Origin of the sequence: Saccharothrix sp. BKS2 (assembly GCF_047689505.1) — a bacterium.
Lineage (GTDB): Bacteria > Actinomycetota > Actinomycetes > Mycobacteriales > Pseudonocardiaceae > Actinosynnema > Actinosynnema lopnurensis.
The window spans coordinates 287,696-304,448 of the sequence record NZ_JAUQOL010000009.1; the positions used below are offsets into that span (position 1 = coordinate 287,696).

General features: G+C 72.0%; 15 protein-coding genes. 2 read left to right on the plus strand and 13 right to left on the minus strand.

The features are described 5' to 3' along the window. Window positions 1-94: 94 nt before the first annotated feature. On the minus strand, window positions 95-796 hold the full coding sequence (locus tag Q5530_RS21185; protein WP_415364473.1) for an MBL fold metallo-hydrolase: 702 nt from the start codon (window positions 794-796) through the stop codon (window positions 95-97). Between the two features lie 144 nt (window positions 797-940). Here Q5530_RS21185 and Q5530_RS21190 point away from each other — a divergent pair, with 144 nt between their 5' ends. Further along, a complete protein-coding gene (locus Q5530_RS21190; RefSeq protein ID WP_415364474.1) occupies window positions 941-1,807 on the plus strand; it encodes a peptidylprolyl isomerase in 867 nt (288 codons plus the stop codon). Window positions 1,808-2,405: 598 nt separating this feature from the next. Here the strand turns inward: Q5530_RS21190 and Q5530_RS21195 are convergent. The 8 genes from Q5530_RS21195 to ruvC all read right to left on the minus strand — a co-directional run bounded on the left by Q5530_RS21195 (window position 2,406) and on the right by ruvC (window position 11,699). Then, window positions 2,406-4,709 (minus strand): RelA/SpoT family protein, encoded by a 2,304-nt coding sequence (locus Q5530_RS21195; protein WP_380637027.1) that lies wholly within the window; start codon window positions 4,707-4,709, stop codon window positions 2,406-2,408. A gap of 271 nt (window positions 4,710-4,980) precedes the next feature. Then, window positions 4,981-5,499: an adenine phosphoribosyltransferase gene (locus Q5530_RS21200; protein WP_415364476.1), complete on the minus strand. Its 519-nt coding sequence runs from the start codon at window positions 5,497-5,499 to the stop codon at window positions 4,981-4,983. Next, complete coding sequence (gene secF / locus Q5530_RS21205) at window positions 5,496-6,701, minus strand: protein translocase subunit SecF (RefSeq protein WP_415364477.1); 1,206 nt, start codon at window positions 6,699-6,701, stop codon at window positions 5,496-5,498. The genes Q5530_RS21200 and secF overlap by 4 nt, the downstream gene beginning before the upstream one ends. A gap of 1 nt (window position 6,702) precedes the next feature. Next, entirely contained in the window at window positions 6,703-8,547 is a 1,845-nt protein-coding gene (secD, locus tag Q5530_RS21210) for a protein translocase subunit SecD (RefSeq protein ID WP_415364478.1), read from the minus strand. 158 nt (window positions 8,548-8,705) lie between these two features. Then, complete coding sequence (yajC, locus tag Q5530_RS21215) at window positions 8,706-9,080, minus strand: preprotein translocase subunit YajC (protein WP_415364480.1); 375 nt, start codon at window positions 9,078-9,080, stop codon at window positions 8,706-8,708. Window positions 9,081-9,403: 323 nt separating this feature from the next. Next, window positions 9,404-10,537: a Holliday junction branch migration DNA helicase RuvB gene (ruvB, locus tag Q5530_RS21220; RefSeq protein ID WP_415364481.1), complete on the minus strand. Its 1,134-nt coding sequence runs from the start codon at window positions 10,535-10,537 to the stop codon at window positions 9,404-9,406. After that, window positions 10,534-11,124, minus strand: a complete 591-nt coding sequence (ruvA, locus tag Q5530_RS21225) for a Holliday junction branch migration protein RuvA (RefSeq protein WP_415364483.1) — start codon at window positions 11,122-11,124, stop codon at window positions 10,534-10,536. The genes ruvB and ruvA overlap by 4 nt, the downstream gene beginning before the upstream one ends. Further along, window positions 11,121-11,699, minus strand: coding sequence for a crossover junction endodeoxyribonuclease RuvC (ruvC, locus tag Q5530_RS21230; protein ID WP_415364485.1), 579 nt, complete (start codon window positions 11,697-11,699; stop codon window positions 11,121-11,123). The genes ruvA and ruvC overlap by 4 nt, the downstream gene beginning before the upstream one ends. Before the next feature lie 182 nt (window positions 11,700-11,881). Between ruvC and Q5530_RS21235 the strand changes: the two genes are divergently transcribed. Beyond that, window positions 11,882-13,441: a diguanylate cyclase domain-containing protein gene (locus tag Q5530_RS21235; RefSeq protein WP_415364486.1), complete on the plus strand. Its 1,560-nt coding sequence runs from the start codon at window positions 11,882-11,884 to the stop codon at window positions 13,439-13,441. Between the two features lie 78 nt (window positions 13,442-13,519). Here Q5530_RS21235 and Q5530_RS21240 read toward each other — a convergent pair whose 3' ends face one another. From Q5530_RS21240 to Q5530_RS21255, 4 genes are all read right to left on the minus strand, one after another. Further along, window positions 13,520-14,035 (minus strand): DinB family protein, encoded by a 516-nt coding sequence (locus tag Q5530_RS21240; RefSeq protein ID WP_415364487.1) that lies wholly within the window; start codon window positions 14,033-14,035, stop codon window positions 13,520-13,522. A 300-nt stretch (window positions 14,036-14,335) separates the two neighbouring features. After that, window positions 14,336-14,572 (minus strand): hypothetical protein, encoded by a 237-nt coding sequence (locus Q5530_RS21245; protein WP_415364488.1) that lies wholly within the window; start codon window positions 14,570-14,572, stop codon window positions 14,336-14,338. Window positions 14,573-14,762: 190 nt separating this feature from the next. After that, entirely contained in the window at window positions 14,763-15,365 is a 603-nt protein-coding gene (locus Q5530_RS21250; RefSeq protein ID WP_415364489.1) for a uracil-DNA glycosylase family protein, read from the minus strand. 337 nt (window positions 15,366-15,702) lie between these two features. After that, window positions 15,703-16,614: a DUF1996 domain-containing protein gene (locus Q5530_RS21255; RefSeq protein WP_415364490.1), complete on the minus strand. Its 912-nt coding sequence runs from the start codon at window positions 16,612-16,614 to the stop codon at window positions 15,703-15,705. Window positions 16,615-16,753: the final 139 nt, after the last annotated feature.

A 16,753-nucleotide genomic window follows, 5' to 3' on the forward strand; every position in this document is an offset into this window, starting at 1 on the left:
GCCTCCACGTCCGCACGCGGTGCCGGACGCCCGGCACCGACTCCTCGAACCGCACACCGACCGACCGCCGCCCCGGGGGCGGGCGAGGTGCCCACTACAGCCCTCGGCGAGGCGGGGCCGGCGCGTCCCCGTCACCCAGGTCCACCAGGAACGGGTTGCCGGCGCGCTCGCGACCGATGGTCGTCGTCGGCCCGTGGCCGGGCAGCACCACCGTGTCGTCGGCCATCGTCAGCACCTTCGTGCGCAGCGACGTCAGCATCGCGGCGTGGTCGCCGCCCGGCAGGTCCGTGCGCCCGATGGACCCGGCGAACAGCGTGTCGCCCGCCAGCACGAGCCGCCCGCCCTCCTCGGTGCCGGTGCGGAACATCACCGACCCGCCGGTGTGCCCCGGCGAGTGGTCGACGGTCAGCCGCAACCCGGCCAGGTCCAGCTCCGCGCCGTCGGCCAGCTCGCGCACCTCGCGGGGCTCGCGCAGCTCCAGGCTCCCGCCGAACATGGCCCGCGACTGGGCGCCCATGCCCCGCATCGGGTCCGACAGCATCCAGCGGTCGTCCGGGTGGACCCACGCCGGCACGTCGTTGCCGTCGCACACCGGCGCGACGGAGAAGCAGTGGTCGAAGTGCCCGTGCGTGAGCAGCACCGCCACCGGGGACAGCCGGTGCTCCCGCAGCGCGGCGGCGATCGGCTCGGTCGCGCCCTGCCCCGGGTCGACGATGAGGCACGGCTCGCCGACGTCCGCGGCCAGCAGGTAGCAGTTGGCCTGGAGCGGGCCGGTCGGGAACCCGATCACCAGCACGGGAGCACCTCTCAACGGCAACGGATCGACAACGGATCCCGGCGGACCCCTCAAGCAGCCTATCCGGCATACACCGGCTATATACGAGCCCCCTAGACTGCTCACCGATCGTCGCCGTCGACGGGAAAGCCAGGGAGGTCTGAGGTGCCGACGAACGTACAGCGCCGCGAGCAGGCGAAGCGGAAGCTGGAACGTCAGCTCGCCCGCAGGGTCGAGCGCGCGAAGCGGCGCCGCACGGTCGCCATCATCGCGACCGCCACCGCGGTGGTCCTGGTGGCGGGCGGCGTGTACTTCCTCGCTTTCGCCAACGACCCGGACACGCCGACCGACGCCGCCGCCGCGTCGTCCACGAGCGCCGCGCCGGTCGACATCCCGACCGAGGTCCTGCCCCTGCCGACCCGGCCGACGGCGCTCGCGAACCCGGTGAACTGCGAGTACCCGGCGTCCTCGGAGCCGGCCGCCAAGGAGGGCACCAAGGCCCCCGAGGCCGCGGGCATCGCCTCCACCGGCACCGCCGCGGCCACCGTCAAGGCCAACATCGGCGAGCTGAAGCTGACCCTGGACCGCGCCCTCGCGCCGTGCACGGTGAACAGCTTCATCAGCCTCGCCAAGCAGGGCTACTACGACGGCACCACGTGCCACCGCATCGGCACCCAGGGCCTCCAGATGCTCCAGTGCGGCGACCCGACCGGCAGCGGCTCCGGCGGTCCGGGCTACACCTTCGACAACGAGACGTGGCCGGAACTCACCTACGGCCGCGGCTACCTGGCGATGGCGAACGCCGGCACCGACGAGCAGACCAAGAAGGGCACCAACGGCAGCCAGTTCTTCATCGTCTTCGGTGAAGCCCAGCTCCCGCCCGACTACACGGTCTTCGGCAGCCTGGACGAAGAGGGCCTGAAGCTGGTCGACGACGTGGCCCGAGCCGGCCACGACGGCTCCTTCGACCCCTCCCCCGGCGGCGGCAAGCCGAACAAGGAAGTGAAGTTCGAGACCGTCACGGTCGCCTGAGCGAAGACGTACGCAGGGGCCCGGCAACCCTCACGGGTTGCCGGGCCCCTGCGCCTTCCCCATTCGTCAGCCCACCGGGGCCGACACACCGCATGGTCGCAAGGGCCACTGACGTTTCGCTGACACCGCACGCACGCGCACCGAAGGCAGAACCCACCGATCCCGAACGTTCGACCCGACGATCCCGAACGTAGAACTCACCCGTCCCGAGCGTTCGACACGGTGGTCCCGAACGTTCGACTCGCGCGGTCTGAACGTGCAACTCGCGGGGTCTGAACGTACGACTCGCCCGACCTGAACGTACGACTCGCGGGGTCTGAACGTACGACTCGCGCGAGGTGGGCTTGGAGCCCGCCGACGGGTCCGGTGGTGCGACGGGTCCGGGGCGTGCAGTTGAACGCTGTGGGGTGCTCGTGGTCTCCCGTATGGCCTGGGCGCAGCCCTACCGCGCTTGTCCAGGGGGTGTCGCACGCTTTTCGCGACACCCCCTGGACAAGGGTGGTTGCCTCAGGCAGGCCATACGGGAGACCACGAGCCGAGCCCCTCCCCCGGCGGCCTGCCCAGCGGCGAGCGCCAGCCCGTGAACACCGAGAAAGAACTACGAGGCCGAGGTCACGCGGTACACGTCGTACACGCCCTCCACCGACCGAACCGCCTTCAACACGTGCCCCAGGTGCTTCGGGTCCCCCATCTCGAACGAGAACCGCGACACCGCCACCCGGTCCCGCGACGTCGTCACCGAAGCCGACAGGATGTTCACCTTCTCGTCGGCCAGCACCTTCGTCACGTCGGACAACAACCGGTGCCGGTCCAGCGCCTCCACCTGGATGGCCACCAGGAACACCGACGACGACGACGGCGCCCACTCCACGTCCAGCAACCGCTCGGGCGTCCTCAGCAACTCGTCCGCGTTGGTGCAGTCCGTCCGGTGGACGGAAACCCCACCCCCGCGCGTGACGAACCCCAGGATGTCGTCCCCGGGCACCGGCGTGCAGCACCGCGCCAGCTTCACCCACACGTCGGCGGCGTCCCGGACGATGACGCCGGCGTCGCCGGTGACCCGCCGCCGGGCCACCGTGGACGGCGTGGACCGCTCCGCCAGCTCGTCCTCGGCGTGATCGACCCCGCCCAGCTGGGCCACGAGCCGCTGCACCACGTGCCGCGCGGAGGTGTGCCCCTCCCCCACGGCCGCGTACAGCGCGGACACGTCCGGGTAGTGCAGCTCCTTCGACAGCGCGCCCATCGAATCGGCCGACACCAGCCGCTGGAGCGGCAGCCCGACCCGGCGGACCTCCTTCGCGATGGCGTCCTTGCCGACCTCGATGGCCTCTTCCTTGCGCTCCTTCGCGAACCACTGCTTGATCTTGGCCTTGGCCCTGGGCGAGGCGGCGAACGACAGCCAGTCCCGGGACGGCCCGGCGCCCTCCGCCTTCGAGGTGAAGATCTCGACGACCTCACCGTTCTCCAGCTTGCGCTCCAGCGCGACCAGCCGGCCGTTCACCCGCGCCCCGATGCAGCGGTGCCCCACCTCGGTGTGCACGGCGTAGGCGAAGTCGACGGGCGTGGACCCCGTCGGCAGCGTCACCACGTCGCCCTTGGGGGTGAACACGAAGATCTCGCGCGCCGCCAGGTCGAACCGCAGCGACTCCAGGAACTCGCCGGGGTCGGCGGCCTCGCGCTGCCAGTCCAGCAGCTGGCGCATCCAGGCCATCTCGTCGACCTCGACGCCCTTGCCGCTGTGCGTGCCCCGGGTCTCCTTGTACCGCCAGTGCGCCGCGATGCCGTACTCGGCCGTGCGGTGCATGTCGTAGGTCCGGATCTGCACCTCCAGCGGCTTGCCGTCCGGTCCGATCACGGTCGTGTGCAGCGACTGGTACACGCTGAACCGGGGCTGGGCGATGTAGTCCTTGAACCGGCCGGGCATCGGCTGCCACAGCGCGTGCACCACGCCCATCGCCGCGTAGCAGTCGCGGACCTCGTCCACCTGGATCCGCACGCCCACCAGGTCGTGGATGTCGTCGAAGTCCCGACCGCGCACGATCATCTTCTGGTGGATCGAGTAGTAGTGCTTCGGGCGACCCTCCACCTTGGCGGTGATCCGCGCGCCCTCCAGCTGCTGCGACAGCTCGTTGATCACGCCGCTGAGGTAGGTGTCGCGGGACGGGGCCCGGTTCGCGACCAGCCGCACGATCTCGTCGTACTTCTTCGGCTGGAGGATGGCGAACGCCAGGTCCTCCAGCTCCCACTTCACCGTGGCCATGCCCAGCCGGTGCGCCAGCGGGGCCAGCACCTCCAGCGTCTCCCGCGCCTTGCGGGCCTGCTTCTCCGGCGGCAGGAAGCGCATGGTGCGCATGTTGTGCAGCCGGTCGGCGAGCTTGATGACCAGCACGCGCGGGTCCTTGGCCATGGCGATGACCATCTTGCGGATGGTCTCGGCCTCGGCCGCCGCGCCCAGCTTGACCTTGTCGAGCTTGGTGACCCCGTCGACCAGCAGCGCCACCTCGTTGCCGAAGTCGACGCGCAGCTGGTCCAGTGAGTAGTCGGTGTCCTCGACCGTGTCGTGGAGCAGGGCGGCGACCAGCGTGGTCGTGTCCATGCCCAGCTCGGCGAGGATCGTCGCCACGGCCAGCGGGTGGGTGATGTAGGGATCGCCGGACTTCCGCCGTTGCGGGCGGTGCTTCTCCTCCGCGACGTCGTAGGCGTGCTGGAGCAGCGCCAGGTCGGCCTTCGGGTGCAGGTCCCGGTGCACCGCGGCCAGGGGTTCGAGCACCTGCTTGACCGGTGCGGCCCGCTGGGCGGTGATCCGACGGGCCAGCCTCGCGCGCACTCGCCTGGTCGCCGAGGGGGGCCGCGCGGGCACCGGCTGCGGCGACGACTGGGCGGATTCGATGTCCTGGCTCAACCACGCTCCTCGGGTCTAGGAACCGAGGATAACTCCGTCGGGCGGGTTGCTCCGTGCGCGAACCGATGAGCGGCGCACTTCACACGACGAACAGCACCCCGGGCTTCGGCCGCACGGGTCGCGCACCGACCTGCGTGAACACGCTCCCACCGGGTTTCCGGACCCGCCGGCCACCCTTGCCCGAATGGAGTACGAACACCCGGCGCGCCCAGCCGAGGACACCGGCCGACCACCCGCGGGCAGCAGACCGGCAGCCGACCCGACCACCCGCCTACACCGCGAGCAGCGCGTCCACCCGTCGCCCGCCCAACCGCTCCCGACCGCCCAACCCGGGGATCTCCAGCACCACCGACACCCCGGTCACCACCCCACCCGCGGCCTCCACCAGCTCGCACGCGGCCGCCGCCGTGCCGCCCGTGGCCAGCACGTCGTCCACGACCACGACCCGCTGACCGGGCAGGACGGCCTCGGCCGGCAGCTCCAGGGTCGCCTCGCCGTACTCCAGCGCGTAGGACACCCGGTGCGCCACGGCCGGCAGCTTCCCGGGCTTGCGCAGCGGCACGACCCCGTACCCCCACCCGTACCCCAGCGCCGCCCCGAGCAGGAACCCCCGCGACTCGATCGCCGCGACCACCTGCGTGTCCGGGTCGATCCCGCCCTGGAGCCCGTCGACCACGGCGCGCAGCGCGTCGGGGTCGGCGAAAACGGGCGTGAGGTCCCGGAAGACGACCCCCTGCCGGGGGAAGTCCGGGACCTCACGCATCAGGTCGAGCGCTCGATCGAGCTTCAACGGTGCTTCTTGCCGGTCGGCCGACGACGGGAGTCGGCCGACTTGGCCGTGCGCGACGGGGCGCCCGCCGCCGCGGTCAGGGCCTTCTCCCGCCGCAGTTCGGCCTGCAACGCCTCGTCGTCGCTCGACTCCACGAGGATCGACTCGTCCGCGGTGGTCTCCGCGAGCACGCCCGCCTCGCCGGCGGCGGCCTTGCGGGCCAGGTTCTCCCGCCGGGCCCGCACGCGGGCGGCCTGCGCCTTGTAGCGCGCGTCGCGCATCTTCAGGTCCACCGCGACCGGGGTGGCGATGTAGATGGACGACAGCGCGCCGACCGCCATACCCGCCAGCTGCACCAGCGCGAGGTCCTTCAGCGTGCCCACGCCGAGCAGGCCGACGCCGATCGCCAGCAGGCCCAGCACCGGCAGCAGCGCGATCAGCGAGGTGTTGATCGACCGCATCAGGGTCTGGTTGACCGCCAGGTTGGCCGCCTCGCCGTAGGTGCGGCGGGTCAGGCCCAGCAGGCCCCGGGTGTTCTCCTTGACCTTGTCGAACACCACCACCGTGTCGTACAGCGAGAAGCCGAGGATGGTCAGCAGACCGATCACCGTCGCCGGCGAGACCTCGAAGCCGACCAGCGAGTAGATGCCCGCCGTGATCACCACGTCGTGCACCACCGCGACCAGCGCGGCGATCGCCATGGACAGCTCGAAGTACAGCGCCAGGAAGATCATCACGGCGACGAAGAACACCGCGAGGGCGATCAGCGCCTGCGTGGTGATCGCGCCGCCCCAGGACGCCGACACGGCGCTGTCGCTGATGGCCTGGACCCCGCCGGTGGGCTGGAGGTCCTCGTTCAGGCCGGCCTTGAGCTCGGCGACCTGGTCGGCGTCCAGCGTCTCCGACCGGATCTGGATGGTCGCCGACTCGCCGGTGCCCACGGTCTGCACGGCCGTCGGGTCCTCGCCCAGCGCCTTGGTGAAGCTCTCCTGGGCCTGCTCGACCGTGATCGTGCCGGCCGAGCTCTGCGCGGGCAGCTGGACCCGGGTGCCGCCGGTGAAGTCGATGCCCAGGTTGAAGCCCCGGAGCACGATCGACAGCACGCAGACCAGCAGGACCAGGCCGAAGATCGCGTACCAGCGCTTGCGCTTGCCGATGATGTCGAACGCGCCGTTGCCGACGTAGAGCCGCTGGAAAATCCCAAGCTTCTTGGGCTCGGACACGTCAGGCCCCCTTCACGGCGGTGCCCTTGGCGGCCCGGTCCTCGACGGCCGCCTGGACGGCGCCACCGAGACCGGTCAGCTTCGGGCTGGACAGCTTCTTCGTCTTGGAGACCAGGACGACCAGCGGGTGCGTGACCAGGAAGACCACGATGAGGTCGAGCACGGTCGACATGCCGAGGGTGAAGGCGAAGCCCCGCACCTGGCCGACGGCGATCACGTACAGGATGGCCGAGGCGAGGAAGCTGACCGTGTCCGCCGACAGGATCGTCCGCCGCGAGCGCACCCACGCCCGGGGCACCGCGGAGCGGAACGACCGCCCCTCGCGCACCTCGTCCTTCAACCGCTCGAAGAACACCACGAACGAGTCCGCGGTGATACCGATGGACACGATGAACCCGGCGACGCCCGCGAGGTCGAGGGTGAACCCGATCCAGCGGCCGAGCAGGATGAGCACCGCGTAGACGATGCCGCCGGAGAGCACCAGCGACAGGATCGTCAGCACGCCGAGCAGGCGGTAGTAGAACAGGCAGTACAGGAACACCAGCGCCAGGCCGATGCCGCCCGCGAGCAGGCCCGCCTTCAGCGAGGCCAGGCCCAGCGTCGGGGACACGGTCTCGGCCTCGGACGCCTCGAACGACAGCGGCAGCGAGCCGTACTTGAGCACGTTGGCCAGGCCGGTCGCGTCGGCCTGGGAGAACTGGCCGCTGATCTGCGTGCTGCCGCCCAGGATGGGCTCGTTGATGTTGGGCGCGGACACGACCTCGCTGTCCAGCACCACGGCGACCTGCTGCTGCACGTTCGCCGAGGTGAACTTGCCCCACTTCTCGCCGCCCTCGCCCTTGAAGGTGAGGTTGACGATGAAGCCGGCGCCCTGCGGGTCGGTGCCCGAGATGGCGTCGTCGATGTCCTCGCCGGTCAGCCGCGAGTACAGGCTGTAGTCGTCGTCCTGGACGCTGCCGTCGTTCGGCGGGAACACCGGGCCGAGGACGTACTTCTCGGTCTTCTCCCGGTTGCAGGTCAGCAGCGGCAGGTTCGGGTCGTCGTTGCCGAGCAGCGGGTCGACCGTGGGGCAGGTGAACGCGCCCAGCGCCTGCGAGACGGTCTGCGCGTCCAGCGTGGTCAGCTGGGGGTCCTGCCGGCAGGTGCGGGCCTCCTGGATCGCCCTGGGGGTCTCGTCGGAGTACTGGCCGCCGAACACCGCGCGGCAGTCCACCTGCGGCTCGGGCGGGGCCGACGGCTCGCCGGCGGGCGCGGACGGGTCGGTCGGCGGGGCGGGGGTGTCCGCCGGCGGCGCGGTCGTGGTCTCCGGCTGGGCCTGCATCGGGGCCGGGCGGCCCTGGGCGGTCGTGGTCGGCGCGGACGCCGACTCGGACGGCGCGCTGCTGCCGGTCGTGGCCGGCGCCTCGGAGCCCGAGGTGGGCGCCGCGCTGCCGGTCGTGGACGGGGCGGGCTCCGGCTGGGCGTTCGGCACCGGGGCGCCGATGACCTTGCGGAAGTTCAGCTTCGCGGTCTGGCCGAGCCGCTTGGCGCCCTCGCTGTCGGAACCGGGGACCGTGATCACCAGGTTGCTGCCGTCCCGGACGACCTCCGCGCCGAGCACGCCCAGGCCGTTGACGCGCGTCTCGATGAGCTCGCGGGCCTGGTCGAGCGACTCGTCGGAGGGGGCCTGGCCGTCAGGAGCGCGGGCGGTCAGCGTGACGCGCGTGCCACCCTGGAGGTCGATACCGAGCTTGGGTGTCGCCTTGCCGTTCCCGGTGAAGAACACCAGGGAGTACAGCGCGACCACGATGAGGACAAATGCGCCCAGGTACTTCGCGGGGCGGATTTGCCCGGCCGGAGGTGCCACGGTCCGTCCGTCTCCTGATAGTTGACAAGGTCAGCGAGGGCGCAGCGTACCGCTCGTGGTGTGAGCTGCGCGTCACTGCCCGGAGTCGGCACTTTCACAGTTGCCGGCTCCGGGCCAGGTGGGAGCGCCCGGCGGGCGCCCGCCCCTCCCCGCGGGGACTACTTCTTGGTGTCGTGCTGCACGGGCTCCTTGACGTCCTGCACCACCACGTCGTGCTCGGTCGCCGGGGTCTCGTCGTCGACGTCGTCGACCACCGCGTCGGTGGTCCCGTCCTCGACGGCGACCTTCTCGCGGACGGCCTGGCGCAGCCAGGTGGTGACCACGCCGGGGGCGGTCTCCAGGTCGATCGTGGTGTCGTCGCTCGCGTCGGCGACGGTCGCGAACAGCCCGGAGGTGGTCATGATCCGGTCACCCGGCTCCAAGGACGTCAGCAGGGCCTGCTGCTCCGCGACCGCGCGCTTCTGCTTCCGGGCGCTGAGGAACAGCGGCACCGCGAGCAGCACGAGCATCAGCGGGAAGAGCAAGGATTCCATGATTCTCCGATCAGCCGGACGTGCGAGCCACGTGTAGGTGCGCCCGGAACATCCGATTTTCTGGGGGCTGGTCCTGATTGTGCCAGGTCAGCAATCCCGGTCACCCGCAGGCGTCACCCAACCACGCGGCGGGCCCCGCCTCAAGCCCCCGGCCGGCCCCTGACCAGCCCGCGCCCGACCGGCACGGCCCCGACCGGGGATCTTCGACCGGTTCGACCGGTTCGCCCGGCCGAACGACCCCGGCGGGCCCGTCTCGACAGGCGCGCCCACAGCGGGCGTTCGCCGGTCGACCCGTCCCCGGTCCGTCCCCGGCCGGCCGGGGCTCAGCCCGCGTCGTCGAACAGCGGCCGGGTGCTCTCGCCCGGCGCCCGCGCGGGCGGCTGGAGCCCCAGGTGCAGCCACGCGGTGGCGGTGGCCACCCGGCCGCGCGGCGTCCGGGCCAACATCCCGGCGCGCACCAGGTACGGCTCGCACACCTCCTCGACCGTCGTGGGCTCCTCCCCCACGGCCACGGCCAGCGTGGACACCCCCACCGGCCCGCCGCCGAACGAGCGGACCAGCGCGCCGAGCACCGCCCGGTCCAGCCGGTCCAGCCCCAGCTCGTCCACGTCGTAGACGGCCAGGGCGTCCCGGGCCACCTCCAGCGTGACCGCGCCGTCGGCCCGCACCTCCGCGTAGTCCCGCACGCGGCGCAGCAGCCGGTTGGCGATGCGGGGCGTGCCCCGCGACCGGCCCGCGATCTCCCGGGCCCCGTCCGCGCGGAGGTCGACGCCGAGGATCCCGGCCGAGCGGCGCAGGATCAGGTCCAGCTCGTCGGGGCTGTAGAACTCCATGTGGCCGGTGAAGCCGAACCGGTCGCGCAGCGGACCGGTGAGCGCGCCGGACCGGGTGGTCGCGCCGACCAGGGTGAACGGCGCGATGTCCAGCGGGATGCTGGTCGCGCCGGGCCCCTTGCCGACGACCACGTCCACGCGGAAGTCCTCCATCGCCAGGTACAGCATCTCCTCGGCGGGCCGGGCCATCCGGTGGATCTCGTCGATGAACAGCACGTCGCCCTCGACCAGGTTGGACAGCATCGCGGCCAGGTCGCCCGCGCGCTCCAGGGCCGGGCCGGAGGTGATGCGCAGGGACGCGCCCAGCTCGGCGGCGATGATCATGGCGAGGCTGGTCTTGCCCAGTCCGGGCGGGCCGGACAGCAGCACGTGGTCCGGCGGCGAGCCCCGCCGCATCGCACCGTGCAGCACCAGCTCCAGCTGCTCGCGGACCTTCGGCTGGCCGACGAACTCGTCCAGGTCCTTCGGCCGCAGGGTGGTCTCGACGTCGCGCTCGGTCGGGTCGGGCAGCGGGTTGAGGGTGTCCTCCTCCGGATACGCCTCGTAGTCGCCGGCGTAATCACCGGCGTGCGCCCCGACGCGCTCCCCGACGTGCTCCCCGACGTGCTCCTCCGGGTGGCTCATCGCTTGCGGCCCAGGGCGGCGAGGGCCCGGCGCAGCACCTCGGAGGTGCCCAGCGAACCGTCCGCGGCCAGCACGGCGTCCACGGACTGCTCGGCCTGCTTCGCCGGGAAGCCGAGGCCGAGCAGGGCCTCGGTGACGTGGGTGCGGACCCGGCCGGAGTCGCTCACCGCGTCGGGCGCGGAGGCGAGTTGGCCGACCTTGTCGCGCAGCTCGATGATCAGCCGCTCGGCGCCCTTGCGGCCGATGCCGGGCACCTGGGTCAGCACGGTGATGTTGCCCTCGGCCAGCGCCGCCCGCAGCTTGTCCGGCTCCAGCACGGCCAGCGTCGCCAGCGCGATCCGCGGCCCGATCCCGGACACCGTCTGGAGCAGCCCGAACAGCTCGCGCGCCTCGGCGTCGGCGAACCCGAACAGGGTCAGCGAGTCCTCGCGGACGACCAGCGAGGTGGCCAGTCGGCCCTCCTCGCCGCGGCGCAGCGAGGCCAGGGTCGCGGGGGTGGCCTGCACGGCGAAGCCCACGCCCCCGACCTCGACGACCGCGTGGTCGAGCCCGATGGACAGCACCTGCCCGCGCAGCGACGAGATCACTGGGCATTCCTCCCGGTCTTGGCGACGGCTTGCGCCAGTCTCGCGCGGTGCGCCTTGGCCAGTTCAGCCGCCCTCGCCTGCGCCTCCTCCATCCGCGTCTTCATGGGCGCCCGCCACAGGTGGCAGATGGCCAGCGCCAGCGCGTCCGCGGCGTCGGCGGGCTTGGGGGCGGTCTTGAGCCCGAGCAGCTTGGTCACCATGGCGGTGACCTGCGCCTTGTCCGCGCGGCCCGAGCCGGTGACCGCGGCCTTGACCTCGCTGGGCGTGTGGAAGACGACGGGCAGGCCGCGGCGCGCGGCCGACAGCGCCACCACGCCGCCCGCCTGCGCGGTGCCCATGGCGGTGCGCACGTTGTGCTGGCTGAACACCCGCTCGACGGCCACCACCTCGGGCCGGTAGGTGTCCAGCCACCGCTCGACGGCGTCGGAGAGCTGGAGCAGCCGCACCGCCAGGTCCTCGTCGGCGGGGGTGCGCACGACGTCCACCGCCACCGGGCGCACGGTGCGCCCGGGACCTCCGTCGACGACCCCGAACCCGCACCGGGTCAGGCCCGGGTCGACCCCGAACACGCGCACGCTGCAATCCCCTCGACCCGTGGGCGAACACCAGTTCGAACTCTAGAGGTCGCGGCGGCCACGCACGCCCTTGACACGCGCACGGTGACGAACGGGAACCCCCGATCGACACAGCGTCACCAAACTCACTACAGTGACCCGGTCCACCTGATCGACTCCAGTCGCGGCATAGGCGGGGTGCCATGACCCTGAGGCGGTTCGGCGTCATCGCCACTGCCGTCTGCGTCGTGGTCCTCGTGCTGGTGTGCCTCGTCGTCTCCGGTGTGCTCAACCGGCACGCCTCCGTGGCGCTGGACAAGTTCACCCAGCTCACCGCCGCGATCGCCGCGATGCTGTCGTACTGGCGCGCGGGCCTGGCGCGGCAGGGCGCGGCCCGGCGCTGGCGGCTGTGGATGGCCGCGGCGATGGCGAGCCTGGTGGTGGGCCTGTGCGCGTGGATCTGGGGCCAGGTGTTCCTGGGGGTGGCGCTGCCCTCCTCGACGCTGGCGCAGCTGGGGTTCATGGTGGTGCCCGCGTTGACGCTGTGCGCGGTCGTGGTGCTGTCGCACGGCGGGTCGGGCACGTTCCCGGGCAACCGCAGCAGGCTGGTGATCGTGCTGGACGGCCTGATCGTCGTCGGCTCGCTGTTCGTGCTGACGTGGGTGTCGCTGCTGGAGTCGATGGTCCGGGCGTGGGCGATTACGGGGCTGGGGTTCGCGTCCGTCGTGGCGCACCCGGCGTCGTACCTGGTGATGCTGGTCGTGCTGCTGGTGTCGTCGTGGACGCACCGCTCGGTGCGGCAGCTGCCGGTGCTGTTCATCGCGCTGGCGGGCCTCGCGCAGTCGGCGTCGGGGTGGGTGTTCGCCTACCTGGTGAGCAAGGGCGCCACCGCCATCCCGACGGTCGCCGACATCGGCTTCATGGTGTCCCCGGCGCTGTTCTTCCTCGGCTCGATCGCGCCGGGCGGGACCGGCCGGGAGCGCGGCGGCTCGGCGCGGCTGCGCGCGGGCGAGCTGCTGCACCTGCTGGTGCCGTACCTGCCGATGGTGGTCACCGGCCTGTTCATCGTGGTCGGCACGGCCACCGGGGTGCGGCTGGACCCGCTGGAGATCTACGTCGGCCTGAGCGTGGTGCTGCTGGTGATCGCGCGGCAGCTGCTGACCCTGATCGACAACGTGAGGCTGCTCGACCAGCTGCGGGAGAGCCGGGAGCGGCTGCGGCACCAGGCGTACCACGACCCGCTGACCGGGGTGGCCAACCGGGCGCTGTTCCGGGAGCGGCTGACCGCGGCGCTGGCCGGGCCGTCGCCGGTGGTGGTGCTGTTCATCGACGTGGACGGGTTCAAGGACGTCAACGACAACCACGGCCACGCCGAGGGCGACGCGGTGCTGCGGATCGTGGCCTCGCGGTTGCAGCGGTGCGTGCGAGCGCAGGACGTGGTGGCGCGGCTGGGCGGGGACGAGTTCGGCGTGCTGGTGGACGGCTACCCGCAGCCGCCGGAGGAGATCGGGTGTCGGGTGCTGGAGGCGCTGCGGGAGCCGCACCGGACCGCGGCGGGCGCGCACGAGGTGCGGGCGTCGGTCGGGATCTCGCACCGGGGTGCCTTCGACCCCTCGCTGACCGCGGACGACCTGCTGGGCCACGCGGACGCGGCGATGTACGCGGCCAAGCGGCTGGGCAAGGGGACGGTCGTGGTGCACGGGTCGGTCGAGGCCGGGGTGGGTGCGGAGGTGGGCCCGGAGATGGACCCGGAGCTGACGTGAGCCCGGGGGCGCTGACGGGGTGGGCGCTGACGGGGTGGGCGCGGACAGGGTCGGCCCGGACCGCGCCGCCGCCGGCCGTCAGCCCATCGTCTTCTGGCCGTCGATGGTCTCGCGGATGATGTCCGCGTGGCCCGCGTGCTGCGAGGTCTCGGCGATGAGGTGCAGCAGGACGCGGCGGACGGTCCAGGAGGCGCCGGACTCGAACCAGGGCGCCTCCGGGAGCGGGTGGGCGGTGTTCAGGTCGAGGTCCTGGAGGACGCGCTCGGTCTCGCGGGCGGTCTCCTCGTAGGCGGCGAGCAGGCCCTCCAGCGTCTCGTCGCCGGCCATCCGGAAGTCCGCGCCCCAGTCCCGGTCCGAGGAGTAGTCCGGCATCTCCATGAGCTCGGCACCGCCGACCGCGAAGCGCAGCCAGCTCCGCTCCGTCTCGGCCACGTGCTTGATCAGCCCACCGACGCACAGCTCGCTCGCGGTCGGCTGCTGCCGGGCCTGCTCGTCGGTCAGGTCCCGGGCGGTGTGGCGGAGGAAGCCGCGGTGCAGGGCCAGGGTGCCCAGCAGGTCGGAGAGCTCGGTGGCGGTGGCGATCGCGGTGGTCATGGGTCCCGTCCTTCGTTTCGGTGTCAGGACCAAGCTAGGACCTATTGCGGACAACTCCGGTCCGCGATGTCGACCGACGGGGAATTTTCCCGGTTTGGTTCAGGCCGACGATGCTCGCGTTGAGCGCGGTCGCGAAGCCGACCCCGGGCCCGCACGACGAGGGCGAACACCGCACGTGGGCTACACGGCACCCGGGCCCGCACGACGAGCGGCGAGGGCTCGGCCCAACCGGCCCAGCCGGCTCGACCGACCTCCGCCGGCTCGACCGACCTCCGCCAACTCAGCCAGACCCGACCGACCTCAAGCGGCGGCGTGCCGAGCCGACCCGTCGGCCACCAGCAGCGCCCGCCCGGCGGCGGTCAGCCGGGCGGGCCCGACCCCGGCCGCGATGAGCCCCGCCCGCACCAGCCTCGGTCCGGCGAACTGGTCGCAGCAGCCGATGCCGTCGACCAGGAGCGTGCCGGCCGCGTACACGCAGCGGCCGTCGGCAACAGCCCTCAGCACGGCCCGGTCCCTCGGGGTGATGGTGGTGTCCATGGCGGTCTCCTCCGCGGTCAGGCGCGCTCACCCGTTCGTCGCGACCGAGACTGCCCGGCTCCGCCGTCCTGACGGAGGGAGAACCCCTGCACCGACAACGACTTCGTGCACTCCGCCACCCACCGGCCCGCACTCCGCCGGCTACCACCCCGCGTACGGCCGTTCGGCCCACCCCTTCACGTTCAGCCGTTCAGCCCACCGCCGCCGACGCCTGCCGGAAGGCGTCCACCAGCTGCGGCCACCGCCCGGTCCGGTCGCGGTTGATCGACAGCGGCGACGGGTGCGGCGCGTTGAACACCTTGAGCTTGTGCCCGCGCCCGGACAGGTTCCACCCGGTGCCCGCCGGTCGGCCCAGCACCACCACCGCCTTGAGGTCGGACAGCATCCGCAGCAGCTCCACCAGGTACGGCACGGCCGTGCGCAGGTCCGCGGGCGTGGGCGTGCGGCCGTTGAGGTTCCAGGGCACCACGTTCCACGCCAGGCACACCCGCCGCGACAGCCCCGCCTCGCTCATGGCGGCGAAGCCGTTGGCGGCGGTCGGGTCGTCGTTGTCCAGCGAGTTGATCCCGGACTTGGTGGAGCCCGCGCCCGGCGACTCCAGCAGCAGCAGGACCTTGCTGTTCACCCCGCCCCCCGCCGGGTCGAACAGCGGGACTTCGGCCTTCCGCTCGGTCGCGATGCGCTGCGCGAACTCCGTCAGCTTCGCCATGTGGGGCGCCTTGATCAGCGCCATCTTCCGGGCGACGGTCACGGGGTTGCGGTGGGCTCTCGGCGCGGTGGGGAAGACATCCATGGTCAGCAGCGTCCCCGGACGGCCGAACCCCGACCATCCGCCGTCCGGGCGGCACCGCCCCCGCCACCCGCACCGCGCGTCACAAAACCATCGCGAGTCGTACGTTCAGACCCATCGTGTCGTACGTTCCGGACCCCCGAGTTCAACATTCAGGACCCATCCGGCCTGCACCGGCCCGCGGGAGCCCACGCTCCCCCGACCGACTCGAACGTAGAACTCGGGGGTCCTGAACGTACGACACGGTCGACCTGAACGTACGACTCGCGACTGTTGGGGGTTGTGACGCCGGGGTCGGGGCCTTGCGGGGACGCCCCCGGGCGTCCCCGCAAGGGGGTGGCTACCGCGGGAGGCGGTAGTCCGGGCCCAGCGCCGCGCCGCGGTGCGGCTTGTACTGGTCGTAGCCGCGCGGGTCGCACTGGAGGCCGCCGTTGACGCAGTGCGAGACCAGCGCCTGCAACGTGGGCGCGTCCCAGGCGTTCATGAAGTCGTAGTGCCAGGTGTAGCCGCGGCCCGAGGCGAGCCTCACCCGCGACATGTCACCGGACACCGGGAACGCCATCTTGAACTCCAGCATGGGCACCGGGACGGGGTGCGTCGCCGGGCACACGAGGGTCGAGCGGACCGGGTAGGCCATGTGCGACCTGTGGTCCGCCGAGTCCAGGTCGCGCCCGTTCCAGCAGCTGGGCGCCTGGTAGCGGACGTTGAGCTGGCTGCCCGGCGCGCACCAGGACGGGATGTCCCAGTTCTTGAAGCTGTCGCCGCACTCCCAGCCCTCCACCGCGCCGGGCGCGGTGCGGAACTCGTCCTGGCTCGCCGTCGGGTTGCCGACGACGAACCTCAGGCCCGGCGGGAACGACCGGACCTGCCGGTAGTCCAGGATCCCGGACTTGTAGTAGACGACCTGCGGGCCGGTCGGCGGCACGACCTGGTCGCCGTTGTAGACCGTGGGGAACCAGTACGCCGACTTGTCGTCGGGCGTCCGGCAGTTGGTCTGCCCGGCCTTGAGCGAGTCGTTGGTGCTGCTCGCGGTCGTGGTGGGGTTGCCGAGGAACGTGTGCATGTGCGACGCGCCCGGCAGTCGCGGGAACACGATCGGGTCGTCCGGGCGGTGGTGGGTGACCGAGCAGTTGGCCTGGAACTCGTGGTGCGTGACCAGGTCGTCCGCCTGGGCGGGCGAGCCTGCCGAAAGCAGGGATGCCAGTAGGCCGAGTGCCGGGGCGGCAACCAGCGCGCTGAGTTTTCGGGACACCTGTGTCCTCCTGCCGACGTGGGTGACGTGGCTTGGAGAGCGCTCTCCCACATGAGGCTGCCCGCTGCTCCACCCGGGTGTCAATAGGCCAGGCGTTGACAGACGCGTAGTCGGTTCGTAACGTTTCGAGCCGGGTTGA

Excerpts from the sequence above, each read along its gene's own strand:
- Q5530_RS21250 (WP_415364489.1), bottom strand. The coding sequence starts at position 15,365 with ATGGATGTCTTCCCCACCGCGCCGAGAGCCCACCGCAACCCCGTGACC.
- Q5530_RS21245 (WP_415364488.1), bottom strand. The coding sequence starts at position 14,572 with ATGGACACCACCATCACCCCGAGGGACCGGGCCGTGCTGAGGGCTGTT.
- ruvB (WP_415364481.1), bottom strand. The coding sequence starts at position 10,537 with ATGAGCCACCCGGAGGAGCACGTCGGGGAGCACGTCGGGGAGCGCGTC.
- Q5530_RS21235 (WP_415364486.1), top strand. The coding sequence starts at position 11,882 with ATGACCCTGAGGCGGTTCGGCGTCATCGCCACTGCCGTCTGCGTCGTG.
- Q5530_RS21240 (WP_415364487.1), bottom strand. The coding sequence starts at position 14,035 with ATGACCACCGCGATCGCCACCGCCACCGAGCTCTCCGACCTGCTGGGC.
- yajC (WP_415364480.1), bottom strand. The coding sequence starts at position 9,080 with ATGGAATCCTTGCTCTTCCCGCTGATGCTCGTGCTGCTCGCGGTGCCG.